Consider the following 24,469-nt stretch of genomic DNA (forward strand, 5'->3'; position numbering starts at 1 on the left):
GTTCGCGGGGGTAGCGTTGGTTTTGGAGTGGAATCGCAGAAAGCGAGTCGGTCGATGGCATCCGCTGTGCGTGCAGAAGCCGATCATCGGGTTGTCGGTAACTTGCCGTTGGAGTTGACGAGTTTTGTCGGTCGGCGGCGTGAGTTGGCCGATGCCAGAAGATTGTTCGAGTCGTCCCGTTTGTTGACGCTGACCGGCGTCGGGGGCGTGGGCAAGACACGTCTCGCGATTCGGCTTGCGGGTGCGCTGCAGCGGGTGTTCAGCGACGGTACCTGGTTGGTGGAGTTGGGGGAGTTGTCGGATCCGGATCTGCTCGCGGATTATGTCGCCGTGACGTTGGGGGTGCGGCCGGTTTCGTCGTCTGATCCGCTGCGCGCTTTGATCGACTTTTGCGCCGATCGGAGTCTGCTGTTGGTGTTCGACAACTGTGAACACCTGGTGGATTCGGTTGCCCGGCTTGCCGGGGCGATCTTGCGTCGGTGTGCTGGTGTGAAGATTCTGGCGACGTCGCGAGAGTCTCTGGGTGTGGGCGGTGAGGTGGTGATGCGGGTTCCTTCTCTCACTACGCCGGAACTGCGGGGGCCGCGCGCTTTCGATGGGCTGGCTCGGTACGAGTCTGTTTTGTTGTTCGCAGAAAGAGCTGCGACTGTGGTGCCGGGTTTCGTGTTGACCGAAGGGAACCGGAATGCCGTTGCCCGTATCTGCCACGATCTGGACGGATTGCCGTTGCCGATCGAGTTGGCTGCTGCTCGGCTGCGATCTATGTCGGCGGAGCAGATCATGTATCGGCTTTCTGATCGTTACAGCCTTTTGACTTCCGGTGGGCGTGATGTTCCCAGTCGTCAGCAGACCCTGCGATTGTCGATCGATTGGAGTTACGACTTGTGCTCACCGCGTGAACAACGGTTGTGGGCGAGGCTGTCGGTGTTCTCGGGTGGGTTCGATCTCGATGCTGCCGAGGGTGTTTGCGGGCAGGATTCGAGTTCGACGGAAGTGCTCGATCTCGTCACTGCGTTGGTCGAGAAGTCCATCCTCATTCGTGAGGAGATCGACGGCACCGTTCGCTATCACCTGCTCGACCTCCTGCGGGAGTACGGACGTGAGAAGGCCGAGTTCTCGAACGACTACGTGGAACTTCGATGGCGCCACCGTGATTGGTTCGAAGCGCTGGTCGTTCGTGCGGAAGCCGAGTGGATCAGCGACCAGCAAGCTGCGTGGATCGCAAGGCTGGGTCGTGAACTGCACAACGTCTACGACGCGCTGGAGTTTTCGATCTCGACGCCGGGTCAGACGCGATCAGCGACGCGAATGGTCGCGGCGCTGTACCGATTCTGGGTTCTCGGCGGTCGGATCGCTTCGGCGCGGCACTGGGCGGATCGAACCCTGAGAGCTTCCGATAGGGAGCCGGACACTTATCGCGTGGAAATTCTGTGTATCGACGCCGTAGCGCATGGGATGCAGGGTGACCTCGTCCGGGCGCGCGGACAGGTAGCGGAGAGTTGGCGCCTTGCCGAGGTCGTGGGAGATGTACGCTCTCGAGGCCTGGCTGGATGGGCGGACGGATATGTCGACACGTTCAACGGCGAATTTGACACTGCCGCCAGGAAGTTGGAGGCTGCCGTATCGCTTTTCCAATCAGCTGAGAATCTGGAGCACAAAGTGGCCGGCTTGATTACCCTCGGGCTCGCTTGCATCTTTACCGGCGCGCTGGAGCGGTCGGTGGAGTGTTTCGACGAGTCCCTTGCCATCACCGGACCGCCGCACGAAGTGATGTATCAGGCGTCGGCGCTTAGCAATCTAGGGCTTGTGGACTGGTTTCGAGGTGACCTCGAGCGCGCACGTGACCATTTGGCGCGAAGTCTGCGGGCCACGGCCGCTTCAATGAACTCGGCGTGGTGTATCGAACAGTTGGCGTGGATTGCTGCAGCGCAACGTGATTGGAAGCAATCGGCGGTTCTGCTCGGCGCTGCGGCGATGTACTGGCAGAAGGTCGGGAGTCGGCTCGCGGGGCTTCCGATCTTGTCACCCCACCATGACAAGGCGGCAAACGATGCTCAAAAGGCATTGGGTAAGAGTGCTTTCGACAAGGAGTTTCACCGGGGAATTGTGATGACCGAGGGTGAAGCTGTCGCGTACGCGCTCGACGAGCATCGCAGAGTCCCGGAAACATCGTCGACCGAGGCGATTCGACTTACTCGTCGTGAACTGCAGGTTGCGGAACTGGTTGCGCAGGGCCTGACCAACCGCGCTGTCGCAGAGCATCTCGTCATTTCGCCGCGGACAGCACAGGGGCACGTGGAGCACGTGCTGACGAAATTGGGTTTCACCTCCAGAGTGCAGATCGCGGCGTGGGTGGTATCGACTGCGCAGGAGCGTGACTCGCGCGAGGTCAATGGTTCAGCAGATCGGAGCTGAAGTCCGATTGCAGTTCTCCCCTATCGTCGCCGCACAGGCAGAACACCGGGTACCGCTTACCTAGTTCTCGCCGTTGAAACAATACTCGCAGCGGTCCGGACGCATCCGCGCGCGGGGATTCCGTGAGCAACGTGTACAGCCACGGCCCCTCGTCCAATTCGACGATGGCGAGAACGGTCGTGGGGTCGCCGTGAACCGTTCGCCAGGACACGACAGTGCCGTCTCCGCAACACCGCGTTACGTCCAACCGCGCTCCGCGACACCTGGTGCAGACCGCGCTCGCGGGGGAGAGGATGGCATCACATTCCGCGCATTGGGGGAGTGTCAAGCATTCGGATCGTGATGAACGGCCCGAATATCGTTGCGATACACGACTTTTTGTCAAGTTGACGTGATACATGTCAGTAGCGCCGGGCGAGATAGTATGGCATCGAGTCCACGGGTGCGCGTTTGACCGACTCCCCGGACGTCGGGGCGTGAAGGACCTCACCGCCTCCGGCATAGATCCCCACATGTTCCCCGCCGTAGTACAGGACTACGTCACCTGGCTGGAGATCGTCCCGGGAAATCGGAGCTCCGCCGACCGCCTGGTCGTAGGTAGTTCGCGGAATTGAAACGCCCGCTTGTGCATAGGCCCATTGAACGAGGCCGGAGCAGTCGAACGAGTCCGGTCCGGTCGCGCCCCAGACGTACGGTGCGCCGATCTTGGACTCTGCGGCTGCCAATGCGCGGCCTCCATCCGAGGAAGCGAAAGCTGACACTTTCGCCGGATTCGTGACGACGGAAACTCCGGCGGTGTTCCAGTCCGGAAGCAAGGGGGCCTGAGCGTTCGCGGTGTCGATACTGACGGCAAGGGTTGTCAGTGAAAGAGCGCCGATGACAAGCGCCCTTCCGAGTGCGTTCTTCGTCGTGCTGGGGCTGGTGAATCGGTGGTGCGACATTTCTCGTGTTGCCTTCGCGTCGGTGCGTCCCGAAGCAGGTATCCGGCTGGGCGTGATCGGGCTTCGGCTTGTGACACACAGCCTGGTTTCGCCTCGACGTGTTCGCGCCGGTCAGTTGGACGGGATGCATACCTGTTTTCGAGTGGCGTGTCGGCAATCGTGACGTCTCGCGAAGTGGCAGAAGAAAGAAGTAGGTACCGATGCAGGTACTACGGTCGTCGCCGCGCCGATGCGTGCGCGGCAACATCGAGTTCGATACTTCACCCGGAGAAAAACCTCACCTGAACTGGGATTTGATCATGATTGTCTCCGCAAGTCGAACCGATGCATTCATCGAGTGGCGCACCGCCGTGGTCGATTCTCGACCTGTCGACTTCGGCGTCGGTGGGCACGGCGAGACAGTGCTGTTTCTGCACGGTTGGGGGTTGTCCCCTCGCGCCTATGGATCTGCGCTTGCTGCCGTCGTTCACCGGGGATCCAGGGTGATTGCGCCTGCGCTTCCGGGACTTGGCGGTACGGCTGAACTAGACCGAGCCGATCGCAACTTCGAAGGTTATGCGGCGTGGGTGACGCGGTTTCTCGACGCGGCCGGAGTTACCGGTCCGGTGACCGTCGTCGGGCATTCGTTCGGCGGCGGTGTAGCGACAGCAGTGGCGCGGGACTTCCCCACGCGAGTCTCGCGCTTGGTTCTGGTGAACTCGGTTGGTGGTGGCGTGTGGTCGAGTGCTGGTGGTCAGGAGCGCCCGATTCGTGAACGTCCGTGGTGGAACTGGTGTGGGTCGGCGATGGTCGAGGCTGCCGAGTCGGTACACGCTCGCAGAATCCCACAGTTTCGACTCGACGAGTCCGCGCGATGCCTGTTGTCGTGTTGTGGGGAGCCGATGATCATGTGATTCCGCGAACGAGTTTTCATGCTGTCTGCGCCGCCTTGGGTGATCCCGAGGTTCGCGAGGTTCCGGGCAATCACAATTGGCTTATCGACGATGCGGAATTGTTCGGCCAGGTGCTGACGGAATCACTGGCCGGACGCGCTGTCAGTGCGCCTGTTCTGTCTCCTTCGTTCGCGTTCTGTTCGACCACGCGGATTGCGCAGTGACCAGGCAGCCGGCGATCAGGGTGATGACCGCGATGACGCGCACGGCGCTGTCCGCGCCGGTGGTGAAGGCACTCAGGACGGCGTCGTGAGCGAGGGGAGTGTCGGCCATCTCGAGTCCGTCTGCGACCGTGCGTGGCGCGGCGCCGTCTCCGTCGCGCATCGCGTCGGGCAATGCGCTGACGAAACGGCTGGTCAAGATGGTGCCGATGACGGCGACGCCCAAGGCGCTGCCGAATTCTCGTGCCGTCGCCTGCAGTCCTGAACCGACGCCTGCCTGTTCGAGGGGCAGCGAGTCCGCGATGTCGTGAGTCAATACGGGGAGCGCGGCTGCCGCGCCGATGCCGATGACGACGAGCCACAACGCGTAGGCGAAATAGGGAGTGTGGGCTGTGCTGGTCGACAGCCCGAACATGCCGACCCCGATGAACGCGAACGCTGCCGCCACGGTGATGGTGGAACCCAGACGAGCCGAGATCAGCGGCACGAAGCGAGCACCGAACAGCAGTGGAATGGTCAGCGGTATCACCGCCAGGCCGGTGGTGAGAACGCTGAATCCCTTGGCGTACTGCAGAAATGATGCGTTGACGTAGAACAGTGCGAACAGACCGAAGAACGCGACGGTCATTCCCAGGCATCCCGCGCGAAGCAGAGGAAGGCGGAACAACCGCGGATCCAGCAAGGGTTGCTCGACGCGGAGCTCGACGATGATCCATGCCGCATAAAGCGACGCCGACGCGACGAACGCTGTGATCACCGTGGTACTGCCCCAACCACTTTCGGGTCCTTCGATGATGCCGACCAGCAACCCGAACGTCGCCGCCGTCAGCAAGACGGTTCCGACAGGGTCGAGACCGCGGTGATTTCGAGGGGTGCGAGGAGCAAGGTTGGCGACTGCGGCACCACCTGCCAACGCGATGGGTACGACGGCGACGAACAACCAGCGCCAGGACCCGGTCTGCAGAAGCGCGCCACCACCGACATTCCCTGCCACGCCGCCGAATCCGGTCGACGATGCCCAAATGGCAATTGCGCGAGGACGCTTCTGTGGGGGAGTCGCGTGCATGAGGATTGCGAGGCTGTTCGACAGAACACAGGCGGCTCCGACTCCGGTGACGCAGCGGCCGATCAGCATCACCGCCACTGTGGGGGAACTCGCGGACACGGCGGCGCCTGCTGCGAAGAGGATCAACCCGATGGTCAGCACCCCTTTGCGTCCGAAGCGATCACCGAGTGCCCCGCAGGGGATCACCAGACAGGCGAAGACCGTGACGTAGGAATCGACGATCCATAGAAGCTGCGTCGAGGAAGGATGCAGAGACCCGGACGTCAGGAGCGGAACTGCCAGGTTGATGGCCGCGACGAACGCAATAACGAGGACGGTGACCGCGCACAACGTTGCGAGCACCAATCCTTGTCGCGCGTCCGAGTTCGCCCGACCCTCCGTCGGTATCGAAGTATTTGTGGACAAGACGCACCTCTTTGCGGGAATTTGTTCTATTGCGGGAGTTGTTGATCGACAGCCAATTCGGCTACTGAAACGACAGTAGGGATCTCGGTAACGTGCGTCTACTGCAAAGATTGCAGTAGATAGTTGCGTATGGTGCAACTATGGCGATGGATATGGACCTCAATCTTTTGAGAGTGTTCGACGCTCTGGTAGCGGAGGGCAGTGTCACCGGCGCGGCCGAGCGATTGAACTTGTCGACACCGGCAACCAGTAGGGCTTTGGGGCGTCTCCGGCGTGCGATGGATGACCCGATCTTTGTTCGTGCCGGGCGTGGGTTGGTACCGACGCCGTTTGCGTTGCGTGCAGCACCTCAGGTCCGATCGCTCCTGGAAGGGGCGCAAGGCCTGTTGATCGACCGCAAGAACTTCGAACCAGCAGAACTCGAGCGGACTTTCGTGATCCGAATCAACGAGGGCACGGCGGCCAGCCTCACCCCGGCTCTGGTCCGGCGTTTCGCGGCGGAAGCGCCGAACGCTGTAATCCGTTGTGTCGGAGAGGGAAACGAGGACGTCGACTCGCTGCGGAACGGTTCGATCGATCTCGATATCGGCGCTGATCCGTTGCCGTCCTCTGATGTGTGCAGTGAGATTCTCTACCGAGAGGGTCATGTGGGCTTGGTATCGAAGTCGTCGCCGTTGGCCCGCACGGCTCAGCCGACACTCGCGCAGTTGTGTGAGCATCCACATGTCTCGACATCCAGACGTGGCCGGACACACGGACCGATCGACGACGCGTTGTCCGCAGTCGGAATGCGCCGGCGGGTGATCGCGGTGGTTGCCTCGCCCGTTGCGGCGGCGCTCATGGCGGCCGACAGCGATCTCGTTGCACTGGTGCCGGAAAGGCTTGCCCGATACTTTGCCGCTCGCCTCGATGTCGCCTGGTTTGCGGTGCCGACCGAACTACCGGCCGTCACCATCCACCAACAGTGGCACGGTCGGCTGGACCACGATCCAGCACACAAATGGCTGCGCGAACAAGTACGTGAGGCAAGCGTCTAGCTGGATTCGGCAGACGTTCTGTACTCTCGCAGTCATGCAACAGCGGAGCACGGGAACGGTGACACGGTCACTGTTGCTGCTTCTGCTGCCGTTCATCGCTCTTCTCGCCGTGCCTCCGCTTGGATCGTCGGGTAGCGCCGCGGTGCTGGGAACTGCGATTGCCGTCTTCGTGGTCGCAGCCCTCGCAACGTCGTCGAAGTACGAACTTCTGCAGCTATGCGCGGTTTCGGCCACTGGCCCCTCTGATGACGAACGCTGCCTGCGTGGCGCTTTCCGCAGGCAGAGCAGCCCGGACGCGCCCGGCCGTCCACAGCCTCGAGCTCCGGGAATCGGTCTGTAGATCGGCCGTCGGCGGGAGTGAACTCGTCGTAGGTCGGTCAGACGTCTTGCGTCCACGACCATTCCCGCGCTCTCATCTCCGGTGAGCGTGCCTCTCGGTGAGGTTCATTCGTCATGCTCGATTTTGTCTACTACCCCGTGTCCGGAATCCTCTGGTTCTGGCACAAGGTCTTTTCACTCATCTCCGGATCACCCGACAACGGCGTCGTATGGGCGTTGTCGGTCGTATTTCTGGTCTTCACGCTCAAGGCTTTGCTGTTCAAACCCTTCGTCAAGCAGGTCCGCACCCAACTGGTGATGCAGAAGCTGCAACCTCAGATCAAGGCGTTGCAGAAGAAGTATTCGGGTGACCGGCAGAAACTCACTGTCGAGATGGCCAAGCTGCAGAAGGAACACAACTACAGTCCGTTGCTCGGCTGTCTGCCGATGCTCGTTCAGGCACCGGTGTTCATCGGCCTTTATCACGTCCTGCGATCGTTCAATCGGACTGGAGCGGCATCGCACGTCCCGTTTCTGAGCCCGACCGAACCGATGTCGGTGGCGGACAACGCGAATACGGCCAACTACTTCTTCAGTGCCTCGGACGTGCAGTCGTTTCTCGACGCCAAACTGTTCGGCGCGCCGTTGTCCGCCATGATTTCGAGTCCGGCAGCGCAACTGGAAGCGTTCGGCGACGTCAGCCGTATCTCCATCATTCTGGTTGCCGTACCGCTGATGATCTTCGCCGCCGTCGCTACACATTTCACGTCGCGGGCGTCCATCGCGCGCCAAGTGGACACCGGAACCGTCAACCCTCAAACAGCGATCATGAACAAGCTCGCATTGTGGGTGTTTCCGGTGGGTGTGATCGCTTTCGGTGCTTTCGCGCCCGTGGCGATCCTGCTGTATTTCGTGAGTAACAACTGCTGGACGCTGGGACAACAGCATTTGGTCTACGGCCGGATCGCGGCGGAGCAGAAGGAAGATGAATCGTCGCCGACACCCGGAGTGACTGCGCCCCCGTCGCCCAGGGTGGCTGCAGCACCGCCGCTGCCGGGTGCAAAGCCGATCCGCGCCAAACGCAAGCGATAACAGAAAAGCGACCCCTCCCTACCGGCGGGTAAGGCACGTACGCTGGAATGCATGACCAAATGGACCGCAGAAGACGTAGTCGATCAGACCGGCCGCACATTTGTCGTCACGGGGGCGAACAGCGGACTGGGTGAGGTAGTCGCACGGGCGCTTGGCAAAGCCGGGGCCGACGTCGTCCTCGCCTGTCGTGACACCACGAAGGCCGACGCCGTGGCCGCCGAGATCGGACCCAACGCGGTTGTCCGCAAATTGGACCTCTCGGATCTGTCGTCGGTACGAGCCTTTGCCGACGCAACGGAGAAGGTCGACGTCCTGGTGAACAACGCCGGCGTGATGGCGGTTCCGTTTCGCCGGACTGTCGATGGATTCGAAATGCAGATCGGCACAAACCATCTCGGGCACTTCGCGTTGACCGGATTGCTGAAGGGCAAGCTCACCGACCGTGTCGTGACGATGTCCAGTGCCCTGCATCAGCTCGGAACTGTCGATCTGGACGATCTCAATTTCGAGCGTCGGAAGTACAACCGCTGGTTGGCCTACGGGCAGTCCAAGCTTGCCAATTTGTTGTTCACGTACGAACTTCAACGCAGGCTCGCGGCCTCGGGATCTTCGCTCAAAGCGCTCGCTTCGCATCCGGGGTACGCGTCGACGAACCTGCAGGGGCACACCGAGTCGATCCAGGACAAGCTGATGGGAATCGGCAATTCGATCTTCGCGCAGTCCGCGGAGATGGGTGCCCTTCCCGAACTGTGGGCGGCAACCGCGCCGGATGCCTTCGGCGGCAGTTACATCGGACCGGACGGTCCGTTCGAGCAGCGAGGCTATCCGAAGGTCGTGGGGTCGAACAAGAAGTCACACGACACTAAGACAGCCTCGGGTTTGTGGACACTGTCGGAGAAGTTGACCGGAGTCTCGTTCGGGATTTGATTCAGATATGAAGGTGGCCGCGAACTTCGAGAAGTTCGCGGCCACCTTCATATCCGTTCGAGCCAGATGTTGTTCGGGTTACAGCGTGACAACCATCTTGCCGGTGTTCGCACCGCGCATCAGGTCGATGAAAGCCTGCGGTGCATTCTCCAGGCCTTCGACGATGGTCTCGTCCCACTGAATCTTGTTGTCGGCGAGCCACCCTGCCATGTGGGTGCGGAATTCGCCACCGAGGTGACGGTAGCCGCCTACGAGGAATCCGCGCAGTGTGAGCTGCTTGCCGATCACCAGTGCCAGGTTGTGGGGAGCGGTGGGCTTCTCGGTGGTGTTGTACTGAGCGATGGCTCCGCACAGGGCAATCCGGCCACCCTGGTTCATGGCATCGATGGCGGCTTCGAGATGCTCGCCACCGACGTTGTCGAAGTACACGTCGATGCCGTCAGGGGCGGCAGCGGCGAGCAGTTCGGTGATCGGGCCGTCGTGGTAGTCGAATGCCGCATCGAATCCGAGTTCGAGAAGTCGGGCAACCTTCGCCGGTGAACCGGCGCTACCGATTACTCGCTTCGCTCCGAGCAACTTGGCGATCTGACCGACGAGCGATCCGACGGCACCGGCTGCGCCGGAGACGAACACGGTATCGCCTTCCTTGAACTCCGCAACCGCGGTGAGGCCGGCATACGCGGTGAGGCCAGTCATGCCGAGGGCACCCAGGTAGGCCGTCGCCGGCGCGATGGACGTGTCGGCCGGAGTCACTGCGGATCCGTCGAGGATGGCGTATTCACGCCATCCGAGGCCGTGGACGACAACGTCGCCCACAGCGCGATCAGCCGACTTGGATTCGACGACCTCGCCGACAGCACCACCGTCGAGCGGCGCACCGACCTGGAACGGCGGAAGGTAGGACTTCACGTCGTTCATTCGGCCGCGCATGTACGGGTCGACGGAGATGGCGATGTTGCGGACCAGGATCTGGCCGTCTTCGAGTTCGGGGAGTTCTACTTCGGCGGTGGCGAAGTTCTCCGAGGTGGGCCAACCGTTCGGGCGTGAAGCGAGACGGATTTCCCGGCTGACAGTGGTGGTGCTCATTCGTCGTCCTTACTTACTTCGAGGGTGACCTCGATGTTGCCGCGAGTTGCATTGGAGTACGGGCACACCTGGTGCGCCTTCTCCGTCAACTCGACGGCCTGATCATGGGGCAGATGGGGGAGTGAAACCTCCAGCGTCACAGCGAGTCCGAAGCCTCCTGCACCGTTGGGGCCGATGCCGACCCGCGCGCCGACTGCGGAATCAGCCACGTTGGCCTTCTCGGCGCGGGCGACCATCTGCAGAGCGGAGTGGAAGCATGCTGCGTATCCGGCGGCAAAGAGCTGCTCGGGGTTGGTGCCTTCGCCACTGCCACCCATTTCCTTGGGAATGGCGAGGCCGAGATCGAGGCGTCCGTCCGAAGTGCGAGCGTGACCGTTGCGGCCTTCGCCGGTGGCAAGTGCTTCTGCGGTGTAGACGATATTCATGACTTCTTCTTTCCGTCGGAGTGGGCGTTGGATGCTTGAAGTGACTCACCGAGACGAGTGAGAACGTCTCGGAGTTCGGTGAGTTCGTCGTTACTCAGACCAGTGGCGCCTGCGAGCTTGGCCGGGATGTCCTCGGCCTTGCTGCGCAAGGTGGAACCCGCCTCGGTCAGGTGAATCTCGACGCGACGCTCGTCCGTGGTGAGGCGTCGGCGCTCGATGAATCCCAGACCCTCCAGCCTCTTGAGCAGCGGCGACAGAGTTCCGGTATCGAGATCGAGTGCCTCACAGATCTCACGCACGCCCCGGCCGTCTCGTTCCCAGAGTGTCAACAGGACGAGGTACTGGGGATACGTTATTCCCAGGTCGTCGAGCATTGCCCGGTACGCGGCCGTAGTGGCCCGCGACGCCGAATAGAGGGCGAAGCAGACCTGGCGTTCGAGAGCGAGTGGGTTGGTCACGAGAACAACTGTAGCGCACAGTTAAGTTGTGCACAACAAAGAAGTGTCAAATAGATCTGCGGATGCACAGCCGTCTGGTTACGGCGTCGACAGAATCTCGGATACGCACTCGAGGAAGGTAAGCACTGCCTGGGCCGCGGGTGCCGGAAATCGGGTGCGCACTGCCAGCCCGTCGTGGGTGCGCGAAAACCAGAACTGAACGTCGTCGGCGCTCGACACGCGACTGAGTTGCTGCGGATTGATCGGCGCAGGTTGTGAGTCGCCGGGCCGTGATTCGCGGGGGCGAGATCCACCGGGCATGGTCCGGTAGTCGGCGTAGGACACCGAGAAGATGTCTCGGCGAGTGGGCGAAACCTCGGGTCCCAAGCTCCTCAACACTTGTCTCGACGACACGGACGACAGTGAAAGTGACTCGTGGAAAGCGAGATTGACTGCCCGAGCCGTGCTGTGAAGATCATCCATGCTCGTCACGGTGATGGGTGCATTGGCCACCAGCCAGCCGAAGGTGTGGTTGTGCCGCGGTTCCCGACGTGTGTGAACAGGGAACAGAAGGCGTGTGTCTCTCTTGTCGGTCAATTGTGTTGTGGCCAAACCGATCGACGCAAGAATCGCACCGAACGACGAGTGTCGATGATCGGCGCAGTTCTGGTCGAACAGCTCTGCTTCGTCGGCGTCGAGGAGCATTCGGGTGTCTGTGCCCTGGGGCGACATGGTCCCGGCGGGCAGCCCCAGATCTACGGGAAAATGGGGAGTGTCACCCCCGCAAGATCGAAGGAAAGACCGCCACCCCGAAATGCGGTGGTCGCCGGGCTCTGGATCCGCGGTTGCCGATTCACGGAAGCAGTAGTTGAGGAAACTCCCGGGCTCGGGCAAGAGATCTGACGCGATCGGATTACGGTCCGCCCGCGTGTATTCACGATACAGAGTGCTGATCTCGGTAATTGCGATGCTCATGGACCAGCCGTCGCAGATGGCATGGTCGAATCCGCAGATCACTGTCGACTGGTCCTCGCGGGTGATGGCCCCGAGAAAGTAGGCGGGAAACGCAAAAGGATTGCACCATCGATCCAAGCGCTCGCCCAAGAGTTCTCGCACCTGTTCCGGCGTTCGCGCGTCCGCCACTGTTTCCTCACGGAGGCGCAGATCGACGACATCGGCGACGTCGACGAACAGCGCCGAGGATTCATCCGCTTCTTCGGCCTGGGAGAACGAGCACGACAGGGCGTCGTGACGGGACGTCCATTCCTCGAAGCTGGCCCGGAGTGCGTCCGTGTCGATCGGGCCGGGAACGTCGAAAGTGGCAGCGAGCCAAGTCGTATCGCCGCGGCTCCCGGCAAGATGCAGCTGCTGATTCGAGGTCGGAGGAACCGGATATGTCGATCCGGTGGAGATTTCGCTCGGCGTCCACTGCAGGATGCGGCCCGGCCGTGCCTCGAACCTGTCGAGAAAGGTGATGTGCATCAGGCGGTCTCCACTTCCTGACGTGCATCCGCCTGACGAACAACACGGTAGTCGCCGGTATCGGCGACCGTTCTCAGGACGTTGCGGAGGTGTCGAAGGTACCGATCCACCGATGTGTGCGCTTGCTCGGTATCGGGAAAACTGACCATCACGTACGTACGGTCTTCCTTCCGGTTGATCCACATCGACAGATCACCCGTCGTTCCTGGCCCACCGAGTGCGCGCGCTTCGAGTTCGTCGTGGTGCTCGGCACCTGGAATCAGGCGCATGTCGATGTACGACACCATCGGCGGGACCGAGGTTCCGCCGATGTCGGATCCGGTCAACTTCGACACCTGGGCGATCACCGAGTGAATGGACACGTCCGCGAGTCCCTTCACGGCTGCGCGAGCAGCGTGAGCAAGGGGGAGTGCATCGGTGAAGGTGGTGACACCACTCAGCGTGAACGAGACCGGGACGAGATTGATGAACCAGCCTTGAGAAAACAGGTATCTCGGATCGGAACGAGTACCGACTGCGTTGAGCGCGAAGTAGTTCGCTCTGTCAGAAACTTCGATCTCGGTGAGGGCGAGGGCTGCGAAGATCCCCGTGGAGAATCCGACGCCATTGGACTTGCACAGCGCTGCGAACGCGGCTGACTCGTCGCTGTCGAGAACGTCGATATGTGTGCGGGTCGACCGGGTCTGTTCGCCCTGCGCGACGCCGAGGTCGAGGGGGAACGTCGGGAGTTGTCCGGCGTTGGCGGCGAGAATCGAAATCCATTGCTGCACAGGTTCTGCGGATAGGTCGAGGTTCTTCGCCGCTGCCCGTTCTTCGCCGCTGTACTCGACGTAGCTGCCGGGAGAGGGAAGTTGAGCGTCGATGCCGGCGCTTTCGGCGATGTACAGCGCACGAAGTTCTTCGACGCCCAGCATCAGCGACAGGCCGTCGGTGTGCGAGTGATCGACGCCGTAGTAGATGGTGAAACCGGCGCCGGTGCCGTGCTCGACGGCGCCACTGGTGAACGAAGGCCATTGCAGTGGGCTGGTATCGCCTGCGAAACTTCGGCTGACATGCTCGCGAACCGCATCGGTCGTGTTCAGGGAACCGACGCTGTGCGGCGCGAGTTCGATCGTCGATTCATCCACCACATGACGGTCGATGACCCCGCTGCCGCCAGGATCTTCGGATGGTCTCACCTCGAACCAACTGTGAAGTGTGTTGTGCCGCAAGACAAACGCCTGGACCGCCCGACGCAGTGCCTCCCGATCGAGATCACCGGGCAGAGTGAACGTGAATCCGATCCACGGTGACCAGTCGACGCCTTGTGCGCGCTTGTGATCGGCGGTACGAATGTGTCCCTCTTGGAGGAACGAGAGAGGTTGGTCGCTCAGTGGTGCTCGAGATGCTGCCGTCAGGGACTGCTCAGTAGGCCTGAACTCGGTGAGCGTCCCGGCTTTCGGTGCCCAGAGATCGATGGGTGTCATTTCCATGAGAGTTCTCCTCGATCGGTGCAGCGGTATTGATCGGTACAGCGGTGTTGGTCGGAGGTGAGCATGTGTCGGTCGAGAAGGCAAAGTCCTCCATTTCGCGGCGTAGGAGTCCCGCGAACTGATGGATGTGGCGGCTTGTGCGCGCGTTGCCTGGGTGGCGTATGGCCAGATTGAGCCCTTCGGGAGTCCGTGTGAGCCAGATGTAGACGTCGGTTCCCGAATGATCGCGACTACGAAGGCCTCTGGTCTGCCAGCTCGTCCATTGCTCGGCACCAGGAACGTGACGAACGTCCATGTACGAGAGCACGAACGGCAGGTGCTGCGGGGAGTCGATCAGCTCGCACACTTTCGAGTACGGCAGGGCCGCTGCGGGGCGGACGCGTCGCATCTCCGTGCCGGCAACCTTGGCCAGATCGCTCACGGTTGCTGCGGGAGCAATCGGGATCCTCACCGGCACAACACCGATGAACCATCCCAGCGACGCGGCCCATCGAAGCTCCGAACGGGTGTGTTGCGGCACCACGACGCGGAATTCGTCTGCACCGGTGAGATCACCGGTCACCTTGGCCGCGCACGCGAGTATCGCGGCCAGGAATCCTTGGTTGCTGCGCTTGCTCGCTTCTGCCAGGCGTTCGGCTCCCCGGGCGCTCAGAAGCCAGGCGGACAGGCTCTGCTGAGGGCCTCGGCGTCCGGCGACCGGTTCGGGCAGCGCTGGAAAGAGCGGAGCCTCGCCCTGCGCGTAGAACTCGCGCCACGTCTGCACCGCCGGGTGAGAGCAGTCCGCGTGTCCCACGAGATCTCGTTCCCTGGTGCCGAAGTCGATGTAGCTTCCGGTCTCCGGCGGCGAGGGAGGGCTTCCCTCGCTCGACGAACGGTAGATCGTCTGCAGTTCGTGCGCGGTCAACGCCACCGAATATCCGTCCAGCAGAGCATGATCAGCGGCAAAGACCACGGTGAAATGGTTGGGACCTTCAATTGTCGCGAACTGGTACGCAGGCCACACAAGTGGATCGGTCGACCGGTCGAGCAGTTGCTGCAGATGCGTGAAGACGGACATCGAGGACGCAAGATGTCCGACTTCGTTACCCAGAATTCGGACATCTCCAGGACCCGCGGTGCGTCGGACTATCGCTTCGCCCTCCATGGCGACTCGTGTTCGGAGCACTTCGTGGCGATCGATCCAATGATCGAGAGTGGCCGCCCAGATCCTTCGGTCGAGTCGGTCGTGGATACGAAACGAGGTACCCAGCCACGACGGAGTGCATCCGTCGTTGTGATGGTGCGCCTGCCGTTTCGCCTGCTCGGCATGTTTCAAGTGTGCCTCGTGTATGTAGCTGGCGGGACGCTGGTCGACAGGCCACAGTTCGGGCGGATTCACTGCGGCAGGAGTCCACTCGGTGACGGTCCCAGGAGGTAGGGGATAGTCGGCAAGTTCCGTGAATTCCATTGGGAAACCTGATCTCTCGAGATGGCGAAAGGTGGGGATCGTGAACGGGGCGGATGTTTGTAACCGAGAGTGACAGATGATTAGTCAAGGCAAGTAGAACGCGACCTGAGGCTCCGCGCAACTGCTTCGGTCCGGGATGTGACGAGGAACATTCTGCTCGTTATTTCGGACAATTCGAATACTGGACATCCGGTTTACTGCCCTGGTCACCTGTCAGTTGATCGATCAATCACTCTGGGGTGAAACAAATTTCAACAGACCGTTGTGAACTCCGTCGGACGGCGAAGAATGTGCGCATGCGAATGTCGGAATATGTTTGTGTGTAGCAATTTTCGTAAGGGTTTGACTGTATATCTTTTAATTGCAACAGGGTTCGTGTACAGCCGTCGTGCCCGTTCGGCGCGCGGATTGTTCACCGAGTATTGACATGCTCGGCATCTGCCGGTCGTATGCAGACGGTATTTGTAAGCGATGACTGATCCGATGGAATACGACCTGGTTGTGATCGGCTCCGGCCCGGGTGGTCAGAAGGCTGCCATCGCGGCGGCCAAGCTGGGTAAACGGGTAGCGATGGTCGAGAAGGGCAACATGCTCGGGGGAGTGTGCGTCAACACCGGCACCATTCCGTCGAAGACGTTGCGCGAGGCGGTTCTCTACCTCACCGGGATGAACCAACGCGAACTGTACGGCGCAAGTTACCGCGTCAAGGAGAACATCACTCCGGCCGACCTGCTGGCGCGAACCCAGCATGTCATCACCAAAGAAATCGAAGTCGTGCGATCTCAGCTCCTGCGTAACCGCGTCGAATTGTTGGTAGGGGTCGGCTCGTTCGTCGACGAGCACACCATCCTCGTCGAGGACGCCTCGCGCGGAGACAAGATGACGATCACGGCAAAATTCGTTGTGATCGCGACCGGAACGTTGCCTGCCCGCCCGGCGGGGGTGTCCTTCGACAGTCACCGGGTGCTCGACTCCGACGGAATCCTCGATCTGACCTCCATCCCGACCACCATGGTCGTGGTGGGCGCGGGAGTGATCGGTATCGAGTACGCGTCGATGTTCGCGGCACTCGGCACCAAGGTCACCGTCGTCGAGAAGAGAACGTCGATGCTGGACTTCTGTGACCCCGAGGTCATCGAGTCGCTTCGGTTCCATTTACGCGATCTGGCGGTCACTTTCCGATTCGGTGAAGAAGTGACGGCCGTCGACGTCGGAGCGAACGGAACGCTTACGACGCTGCGCAGCGGCAAGCAGATTCCCGCCGAGACCGTGATGTACTCGGCGGGACGGCAAGGCCTCACGGCGCCACTCGCGCTGGAGAACGCCGGGCTCGAAGCCGACGAACGTGGCCGCATCTACGTCGACGACAATTTCCGCACCAAGGTCGAACACATCTACGCCGTCGGTGACGTCATCGGCTTCCCGGCGTTGGCGGCGACGTCGATGGATCAAGGTCGACTCGCGGCCTACCACGCCTTCGACGAACCAGGCGCGAAGCTGATGGATCTGCAGCCGATCGGCATCTACTCGATTCCCGAGGTGTCGTACGTAGGCGCCACCGAGGTCGATTTGACCAAGGAATCGGTGCCGTACGAGGTCGGGGTTTCCCGATACCGTGAACTCGCGCGCGGGCAGATCGCAGGCGACACCTACGGGATGCTCAAGATCCTGGTGTCGACGGATGACCTGAAACTGCTCGGCGTTCATATCTTCGGCTCGGGTGCAACGGATCTCGTGCATATCGGCCAAGCGGTGATGGGGTGCGGCGGGACCGTCGAATACCTTGTCGACGCCGTCTTCAACTATCCGACACTGTCCGAGGCGTACAAGGTGGCGGCGCTCGACGTCATGAACAAGATCAGGGCTCTCAAGCAATTCCACTAGGGGTCGGGGTGTCCCCAGGTACCGGTCAGGGTCGGTCGGTGTACTTCTCGGGTAGCACTTGTTCGAATACCTGAGGGTGATGTCAGGCCTGGGAAAATAGGGCAGGGTCTATCTCTATGACCATTGCCCATGAACTTCGTGTGGAATTTCGATGCTGATCGGACTGATTGCCGCGATTGTGGCGTGCGTCGGATACGGCGTGGCGTCGGTGTTGCAGGCGTACGGCGCGCGCAAGTCGGCAGCGGCCGCCGAGCAGCGAGGCGAGGCCGGACACGTGACGGCGACGGGTGGCCCGACCTTGCGTTCGACGTTCGCCGCAGCGCTGACGGCGTCGTTCATCCTGGGCACCGTGCTCGATGCGGTCGGATTCGCCGGTAGTGCCATCTCCGCGCGGCTCATTCCACTGTTCTTGTCGCAGACAGTGGTCAGTGCCAATCTCGTCATCACGGCAGTGCTGGGGACCGTGGTCCTGGGCATCCAGTTGCATCGTCGCGACTGGTTCGCGATCGCCACGGTGATCGGATCGCTCCTGCTGCTCGGTTTGTCTTCGGGTCACGCGGGCGGCGGGAGTTCCAACGACGTCGTCCACTGGGGTGTCCTGGTGGGCTCGGCGTTGATCTTGTCGATCGGTATCGGTTTGATCCGATGGTTGGGCTCACGCGCAGCAGTTGTCGCCGGGTTGATCTCGGGTGTGTTGTTCGGCTGTCTGGCCATTGCCGTACGCGTGGTCTACGGAATCGATCCGTTCGAAATCGGCACGATGCTCCGCGATCCGGCCGGCTGGGCAATCCTCGTCTCGGGCCTGGGCGGTTTCTATCTGCACACGGTGGCGTTGCAACTGGGATCCGTCAACGGAGCGACAGCGGCACTGGTTGTAGGCGAGACGGTCGTTCCGGGAATCGTCGGCGTCGTGGTGCTCGGCGATGCGTCGCGACCGGGCCTGGAATGGCTTGCCATCGTCGGATTCGTCGGAGCGATCGCGGGCGCCGTCGCCGTAGCCGTCTTCGGCGCGGCGAGCCACGAGGGGAAACCTGCCGAAGAAGTGACCGTCTGATTCGAAAACCACAGCCCTTCGAAAACTGGAACGCGAACACGACCACAGACGTGTTAAAAAGACACTTCAAGTCGATGGCGGAGGGTCAATGGTGCACGAGGGCCAAGCGAAGCACGAGGCAGAAGCCATCGCCGGCAACCGGTCGAATTGGGACGATCGCGCCGAGGTGCATGTGCGCTCCGAAATGTATGACGTCGGAGGGTTTCTCGCCGACAGAGCGGCCATTTCTAGAGTCGTGCAGAACGATCTGTCGAGTCTGTCTACGCATCTGCCGGCGTCGGGAGTGCGGGATCGCTCGCTCCTGCACTTGCAGTGTCACATTGGTATCGACACCATTTCCTGGGCGCGCCTTGGTGCGGTGGAGGTGCACGGGCTCGATCTTTCGCCCAACTCTCTGCGCCACGCAGCGCGTATCGCGAAGGCCGACGACCGCGAGATCACGTGGGTGGAAGGTGATGCGCGATTCGCCTCGACGCTGATCGACCGACGTTTCGACACGATCGTCACCAGCGCCGGGACAATCGTCTGGTTGCCGGAACTCGCCACCTGGGCCCAGTCGATCCACGACCTCCTCGAGCCGGGTGGGGTGCGGTCACAGGCGCCGGGTCGTAGACCGGAGGAAAGTAATGAGCAGCTTGGATATTCAACGTTGGTCGAACGACTTCACTGCGCTGACCAAAGTCATTTCGGAAGGCATCGAGCAGTTTGTTCTCCGGTTCATTTCCAGCTGAAGTGATCTGAGCTCGCTGCCTGGCAAGGAGTTATTGATCTCCACCGCGGTTCGGAGGCCGAATCGTGATGAAGCAGAGGTTCTTACGGGGTCTGGGAGGCCTGGGCGGGGGCGAGCAGGTAGGAGAACACGTACGTAACTGCGGCGATGACCGCCAGTACGATCAAGGACGTCGGAAATCCTTGTCGACCCAGCTCATGGATCAACTAGAACACAGGCGCGATCCCGAGGCTGTGGAGTATTTCGGATTCAGGGGCTGAAGAACGCGAGTCGACGGTGCAGCCGTGCGATCGACGGGTCCCCGATCGTGCGCCTGCCATCGGTACGAGCTTGGCTCGGAGTCATCCCGTAGAAGTCTTTGAACGCGCGCGCCAATTGGGATTTCGAGGTGAAGCCACATCGCAGGGCCAACGCGTCGGTCGTTTCGTTCGACATCTCGGCTCTGGTCAACTCGCGGTAGACGAGTTCGAGGCGCTTGCGCCGTATGACAAGAGCAATTCCGCCGTCGGATGCGAATGCGCGGTAGAGCTGTGCTCGGGAGACCGACAATGCTGCGCACATGCTCGTCGGGCCGAGCCAGGTCTCCGAGAGATGCTCGGCGATGTAGGCGTACGCACGATCGCGGAGAGAGTGATCGGGCCGCGGCGACAGATCAGGTTCGGCGATACCCAAACTGACACGCAGGAGGGAAGCGACGACGTCCTCGTAGCCGGCCGCAGCATCGGGATCGAGATGCGGTAGCGCGAGTACGACCGATTGCATGCACTGAGCGAGCACGACGGCAGGAACTCCGCGCAGTACCTTCCCGTGTAGAGAACGACCCTTCGACTCCGCTTCGACGAGGGAGCGCGGTGCCAGGAGTGTGATGGTGCGTCCGGTCGCCTCGGTTTCGACGTCAGCAGTCCAGGTTCGCCCGAGGTCGAAGAACGCGATGTCCCCCGGGCGGGCGACAAAATCCACTCCGTCGGCGTCACCACTGACCTGTCCGCCGAGAACGACCTGGATCATGTACTGATCGTCGAGTCCGCTCTCGGCGATCACAACTTTGCTGCGGTGGTACTTCTGCGCGTTGAAGGTCGTTTCACCGATCAGCGAGGTCCCGATAGGCAGGGCGGAGATCGAGCCTTGGAGGGGCGTGTCGGCGCCTATCGGCTCGGTGACGAAGAACGGACGCGTGACGACACGCCAGAAGTCGTTGGCGTCCGCAGGGTCCACCGATCGAGTCGACACGCGAATGCGGGCGGAATTCATCGGCACGCGGGCATGATATGTCAGATCCCGCAGGTCGCAGTCACTCTCCCGCAAATAAATGTCAATAGTGACCGAGCCCACATAATGAGACAAATCGGGCGTATTTGTGAGACGGCCAGTGCTCGCGTGTCGCGGTGATTCTGTCTATGTTGTTCGTTATGGGTGGACAGGTTGGGAGTTCGATGCTCGAACGAAATCTCGAGTTCGGCGGGGATCGACTGCTCGTTTGTCGGCCATCATGACATCCACTTCAAATCGGTCGCAGCTATCTCGAGCAAAGCGAAATCCTCGAGGAAGGGGCACGCTGCAAAGACGGCTCGCCGGGCGTGGAGCCACGGCGATTCGTCCTCGTCTGCTCGGGTTGATGGAACGCTCGGCGGGCTTGACGGTCATCGATTCGCCGCGGGGGTTCGGGAAGACGGACCTCGCCGCGTTGTGGCTCACGACTCTCGGGCACATGCCCATCAGACCAGTTGTCTGGGTGCCGGCGCCATCGAATCGGATGACCCCCCTCGAGTACTGGAACACTGCGCTCGCAGTGATTCAAGATTCTCTGGAATCACTCGAGGCCCCGCCACGAATGCGCGAGGATCCGGTGGGGGCAATCGAATCACTACTCGACTCGTCGCCCACTCCATTCGTGTTGGTGTTCAACCGCATCGACCTGGTTGAGGGTGACGAGGTGGGACGCCGAATCGTGGATCTGATCGTGCGGCTTCCCGGATTGAAAGTAATCGTCACGCTGCAGGATCGGTCTGCGACGGACTTACTCGAGGACGTCCGCGTGGACGAGTACCTGTGCGCGAACGACCTCAGGTACACGCTCGACGAGTCCACAGTTCTGTTCGCGGAGGCAGGGATCCACCTTCCCTCGGGCATCGTCCATTCGATCTGCGAGCGTGTTGCCGGCGTTCCTGTGCTGATGAAGGTTGCTCTGAGTGCGGTTGCGGGGCTGAGTGAACCGAGTCGTGGGCGCGAACGCGTTCAGCAGCGAGTGGACCAGGCGATCCACGCGTACGTCAGTCGGACCGCTCCTCGATCGGGCAAGTCGCTCGAGTTGTTCGACTTCGCGACTACGATCGCCGCCGCCCGCACCGTCACACCAGAGATCGCTCGTGTCTTGTCCGACGATCTTGACGTGGAGGGCAAACTGGACTTGCTCGAGTCTTTCGGTCTGATCTTTCGGGACGGTCCCGAGGGAGAAGCATCCTGGTACTTTGCGCCGTCAGTTCGACTGGCATTCATGCAGATACGGACCGAACAAGGGGATGGATTCGACGATCCCTTCCAGGTTCTCGTCGATCACGCTCTCGGGACTTCGGATATAGCCGGTGCCGTTCACTACGCCTTGGACGGACGCCATTGGACCAGGGTGCTCGACATACTCGAGCGTCACTGGGCCGATCTTCTGGTCGATCACACCGGATTGGTCCGGACTGCGTTGCAATCCATACCCGGCGACGTACTCAGTTCGAACTCTTCGATTCTGGTGGGCCGTGACCTGCTCGAATCACGCCTACGGCCGCAGTTGGTCAACGGCGATTCGTTGCCGACGGAACCGGCGGAATTGCGTGCGATAGGTGGTAGTTCGCATGCGCACAGCTTGTTGAACGTCGGGACGGTCCAATCGGTTGTGCTGAGAACATCCGGTAAGTACCAACGCTCTACCGAGATCACGCGCAAGTTGGCTCACGTCGTGTACGGACTCGGTGACGAGTCGTTGGGCGCGTTGGGGTCTCAACTGCCCGCCCTGCGCCTGATCTGGGGTGTTTCGCATCAACTGACCGGTGACCTCGGTGATGCCGCGGTGGAATTGCGACTCGCCTATCAGGGTGCGATGGAACACGGTCCGGAGTTCGTCCTGCGGCACGCCGCTGGCAATGCCGCGCTCAACTCCGCGCTGATCGGGGATGTCGCGCACGCGACAGACTGGCTTCACCTCGAAAGCACACACCCGGACGTTTCGGGATGGTTGGGACCGCCCTCGCACATGGGGGGAGCGATCGCGCGGGCACTGGTGGCGTGCGATCGCGTGGACCTGAATGCCGGCGCTGCCGCGATGGACGCGCTCGCCGAGATCACACCGCCGGGCGACCTGTGGGCGTTCGCGGCCTACACGTACACCAGATTCGCACTGCTGCAATCGGATCCGTTCTCGGGGCTGATTTCGCTCCAGCGCGCAGTGGCAACGCACGGGCATGTGAATCCGTGTGAACGATCACTCGGTGACGCACTTCTCGCCGCGGCGCGTATCGATCTTCTGTTGGCGTCCGGGGAGGGTACCAAGGCGCTGGAGGAATCAGTCGCTGCGTCACATACGTTTGCTGTTGTCACGGTTTCTGTCGCTCGTGCGCATCTCCTGACGGGGGCTCCGTCACAGGCATTGGAATTGTGTCGCGAAATTGACTGGAGCGAGCAGTATCTCACGAGGTTTCGGCTCGAGTCCCTGCTGATCGAATGCGCTGCGCTGTGCGAACTGGGGAGAATCCCCGCTGCCGCCAGTCCGTGGGAGGAGGCTCGCGGACTGCTCGAAACCTCAGGTGTCCTGTCGGCGCTGGCGACCATACCGCGTGATCTGATCAGGCAACTGGAAGAGCGGGCCGAGGGCCCGAGCAGTGCCGTCGCAAGCTTTCTCGAATCCGAAGTGCCGCAGATGTATCCGGCGGCTATCGTTCAAGTCCAATTGACGAAGCGGGAGATGGACGTTCTCGTGGAACTGGGTCTCGGCATTCCGATCGGCGAGATAGCGCGAAAGTTGTTCGTATCCAACAACACATTGAAGAGTCACCTGCGAGCCCTGTATCGCAAACTCGGTGCGCATTCCCGCGAAGAGGCCGTCGCGGCAGCGCACCGACACAACCTCCTCGGCAGTGGGCAGGACTGATCGACGTCAGTGCAAATTGCGCTCGGAGTAGATCTTCATCGCGTCACGGACCAGCGAAGCGGTGCCTTCTCCGTACTTGTCGTAGTTTGCAGTGAAGCGGGGATCGTCGACGTACATCTGGCCGAGTCCGGTGAAGGCGTCGGCGCTGGGAGTCCTTCCCTGCCAACCGATTTTTATCCACTCGAACTGTCTCTGGGTAATCGTCTGGACGTCGTCGCTTTCCGCGGGTAGGCCCGCTGTCAGTGCTTTTCCGAATGCCGCTGCGATGTCGGCTTGAGCTTGCAGATGTGCTTTCCGGTCCTGCTCGGACATCGACCGCCACCAGTTGTCGCCGCTGGTATAGGCGTCCTTGCCCCAACGCTCGATGACCTCGTCCTTGTATCGGGTGTGGTCGAACCCGTCGAAAACATCTTCAGGCATGAGTGATTCACCTTTCTTCGTCTTGTTCAACGTCCTGTTGACCGATTCGATCTGTCTCGAGATCCGCGTGCGCTCTTGCTCGAGGAGTTCGAGGTGCGTACGCAGTGCGGCGGCCGTGTCGCGTTCACCGGTGAGGACTTCGGCGATGGCCGGCAATCCGAGTCCGAGTTCCCGAAGCAGCAGGATGCGTTGCAGTCGCACCAGGGCGTCTTCGTCGTAGAAGCGGTAGCCGTTGGCGCCGATGCGGCTTGGTTCCAGGAGTCCGAGATCGCCGTAATGGCGCAGCGTTCTGCTGGTGGTACCGGCGGATTTGGCGAGTTCTTGGATGGACCATTCGCTCACGTGGAGTTCCTACTCTCGGATCGGTTGTGCTCATTCAGCATGCAAGTTGACGTTGCGTCAATGTCAAGAAAGTTCTCGGTGTGCATTGTCGGGAACGTTTTATGTCCGTTTCGCCGTATCGCCACGAACGGGTCTCCAACTGATTGATTCGATGACCTAGGTCACGTGATTTGGCTCACAAATTGCCAATTTGAATAGTTGAGCAAGCCTCTGTTGACGCTTTCACATACCTCGACCACGATCATCTGAACAGATCGAGTT

20 protein-coding genes and 1 pseudogene are annotated in these 24,469 nt (G+C 61.2%); 10 read left to right on the plus strand and 11 right to left on the minus strand.

Annotated features, from left to right (window positions below):
• The first annotated feature begins 54 nt into the window (after positions 1-54).
• Entirely contained in the window at positions 55-2,415 is a 2,361-nt protein-coding gene (locus tag CPI83_RS06495) for a LuxR C-terminal-related transcriptional regulator (protein ID WP_097386971.1), read from the plus strand.
• Here CPI83_RS06495 and CPI83_RS06500 read toward each other — a convergent pair.
• Both CPI83_RS06500 and CPI83_RS06505 read right to left on the minus strand, forming a co-directional pair.
• Positions 2,390-2,626: a hypothetical protein gene (locus tag CPI83_RS06500; RefSeq protein WP_020970572.1), complete on the minus strand. Its 237-nt coding sequence runs from the start codon at positions 2,624-2,626 to the stop codon at positions 2,390-2,392. The two genes, CPI83_RS06495 and CPI83_RS06500, sit on opposite strands and share 26 nt — an antisense overlap.
• Positions 2,627-2,816: 190 nt before the next feature.
• On the minus strand, positions 2,817-3,356 hold the full coding sequence (locus tag CPI83_RS06505; protein WP_021332140.1) for a C40 family peptidase: 540 nt from the start codon (positions 3,354-3,356) through the stop codon (positions 2,817-2,819).
• Positions 3,357-3,655: 299 nt separating this feature from the next.
• Between CPI83_RS06505 and CPI83_RS06510 the strand changes: the two genes are divergently transcribed.
• Positions 3,656-4,249 carry an alpha/beta fold hydrolase gene (locus CPI83_RS06510; RefSeq protein ID WP_080945764.1) on the plus strand — a complete coding sequence of 198 codons (594 nt, stop codon included), beginning with the start codon at positions 3,656-3,658 and terminating at the stop codon, positions 4,247-4,249.
• 141 nt (positions 4,250-4,390) lie between these two features.
• Here the strand turns inward: CPI83_RS06510 and CPI83_RS06515 are convergent, their stop codons facing one another.
• A complete protein-coding gene (locus CPI83_RS06515) occupies positions 4,391-5,857 on the minus strand; it encodes an MFS transporter (RefSeq protein ID WP_232816874.1) in 1,467 nt (488 codons plus the stop codon).
• A gap of 203 nt (positions 5,858-6,060) precedes the next feature.
• Here CPI83_RS06515 and CPI83_RS06520 point away from each other — a divergent pair, with 203 nt between their 5' ends.
• From CPI83_RS06520 to CPI83_RS06535, 4 genes are all read left to right on the plus strand, one after another.
• Complete coding sequence (locus tag CPI83_RS06520) at positions 6,061-6,957, plus strand: LysR family transcriptional regulator (protein WP_097386972.1); 897 nt, start codon at positions 6,061-6,063, stop codon at positions 6,955-6,957.
• A gap of 34 nt (positions 6,958-6,991) precedes the next feature.
• On the plus strand, positions 6,992-7,297 hold the full coding sequence (locus tag CPI83_RS06525) for a DUF6412 domain-containing protein (protein ID WP_029256089.1): 306 nt from the start codon (positions 6,992-6,994) through the stop codon (positions 7,295-7,297).
• A 113-nt stretch (positions 7,298-7,410) separates the two neighbouring features.
• On the plus strand, positions 7,411-8,367 hold the full coding sequence (gene yidC / locus CPI83_RS06530; RefSeq protein ID WP_046379116.1) for a membrane protein insertase YidC: 957 nt from the start codon (positions 7,411-7,413) through the stop codon (positions 8,365-8,367).
• A 51-nt stretch (positions 8,368-8,418) separates the two neighbouring features.
• Positions 8,419-9,294, plus strand: a complete 876-nt coding sequence (locus tag CPI83_RS06535) for an oxidoreductase (protein WP_097386973.1) — start codon at positions 8,419-8,421, stop codon at positions 9,292-9,294.
• 78 nt (positions 9,295-9,372) lie between these two features.
• On the opposite strand, the gene CPI83_RS06540 is transcribed toward CPI83_RS06535, so the two are convergent.
• From CPI83_RS06540 to CPI83_RS06565, 6 genes are all read right to left on the minus strand, one after another.
• A complete protein-coding gene (locus tag CPI83_RS06540) occupies positions 9,373-10,380 on the minus strand; it encodes a zinc-binding dehydrogenase (RefSeq protein WP_019745038.1) in 1,008 nt (335 codons plus the stop codon).
• A complete protein-coding gene (locus tag CPI83_RS06545) occupies positions 10,377-10,805 on the minus strand; it encodes an organic hydroperoxide resistance protein (RefSeq protein ID WP_003939720.1) in 429 nt (142 codons plus the stop codon). The genes CPI83_RS06540 and CPI83_RS06545 overlap by 4 nt, the downstream gene beginning before the upstream one ends.
• Positions 10,802-11,263, minus strand: coding sequence for a MarR family transcriptional regulator (locus CPI83_RS06550; protein WP_003940568.1), 462 nt, complete (start codon positions 11,261-11,263; stop codon positions 10,802-10,804). The genes CPI83_RS06545 and CPI83_RS06550 overlap by 4 nt, the downstream gene beginning before the upstream one ends.
• A 78-nt stretch (positions 11,264-11,341) precedes the next feature.
• Complete coding sequence (locus CPI83_RS06555) at positions 11,342-12,724, minus strand: condensation domain-containing protein (protein ID WP_046379113.1); 1,383 nt, start codon at positions 12,722-12,724, stop codon at positions 11,342-11,344.
• The gene (locus tag CPI83_RS06560; RefSeq protein WP_097386974.1) at positions 12,724-14,196 is read right to left on the minus strand and encodes a condensation domain-containing protein; all 1,473 of its coding nucleotides are present in this window, start codon (positions 14,194-14,196) and stop codon (positions 12,724-12,726) included. The genes CPI83_RS06555 and CPI83_RS06560 overlap by 1 nt, the downstream gene beginning before the upstream one ends.
• A complete protein-coding gene (locus tag CPI83_RS06565; protein ID WP_097386975.1) occupies positions 14,129-15,643 on the minus strand; it encodes a condensation domain-containing protein in 1,515 nt (504 codons plus the stop codon). Before CPI83_RS06565 ends, CPI83_RS06560 begins: the two co-directional genes overlap by 68 nt.
• Before the next feature lie 471 nt (positions 15,644-16,114).
• Here CPI83_RS06565 and sthA point away from each other — a divergent pair, with 471 nt between their 5' ends.
• From sthA to CPI83_RS06580, 3 genes and pseudogenes are all read left to right on the plus strand, one after another.
• Positions 16,115-17,527 carry a Si-specific NAD(P)(+) transhydrogenase gene (gene sthA, locus CPI83_RS06570; protein ID WP_007733953.1) on the plus strand — a complete coding sequence of 471 codons (1,413 nt, stop codon included), beginning with the start codon at positions 16,115-16,117 and terminating at the stop codon, positions 17,525-17,527.
• Positions 17,528-17,678: 151 nt separating this feature from the next.
• Positions 17,679-18,581 (plus strand): hypothetical protein, encoded by a 903-nt coding sequence (locus CPI83_RS06575; RefSeq protein WP_097386976.1) that lies wholly within the window; start codon positions 17,679-17,681, stop codon positions 18,579-18,581.
• Positions 18,582-18,669: 88 nt separating this feature from the next.
• Positions 18,670-19,170 (plus strand): annotated as a pseudogene (locus CPI83_RS06580) (class I SAM-dependent methyltransferase); the annotation flags it as partial.
• 390 nt (positions 19,171-19,560) lie between these two features.
• Here CPI83_RS06580 and CPI83_RS06590 read toward each other — a convergent pair.
• A complete protein-coding gene (locus CPI83_RS06590) occupies positions 19,561-20,562 on the minus strand; it encodes a helix-turn-helix domain-containing protein (RefSeq protein WP_232816925.1) in 1,002 nt (333 codons plus the stop codon).
• A gap of 364 nt (positions 20,563-20,926) precedes the next feature.
• Here CPI83_RS06590 and CPI83_RS06595 point away from each other — a divergent pair, with 364 nt between their 5' ends.
• On the plus strand, positions 20,927-23,446 hold the full coding sequence (locus CPI83_RS06595; protein WP_097386978.1) for a LuxR C-terminal-related transcriptional regulator: 2,520 nt from the start codon (positions 20,927-20,929) through the stop codon (positions 23,444-23,446).
• 6 nt (positions 23,447-23,452) lie between these two features.
• On the opposite strand, the gene CPI83_RS06600 is transcribed toward CPI83_RS06595, so the two are convergent.
• A complete protein-coding gene (locus CPI83_RS06600; protein ID WP_019745027.1) occupies positions 23,453-24,208 on the minus strand; it encodes a MerR family transcriptional regulator in 756 nt (251 codons plus the stop codon).
• Between the last annotated feature and the right edge of the window lie 261 nt (positions 24,209-24,469).

This window comes from Rhodococcus sp. H-CA8f (genome assembly GCF_002501585.1).
GTDB classification, from domain to species: domain Bacteria; phylum Actinomycetota; class Actinomycetes; order Mycobacteriales; family Mycobacteriaceae; genus Rhodococcus_F; species Rhodococcus_F erythropolis.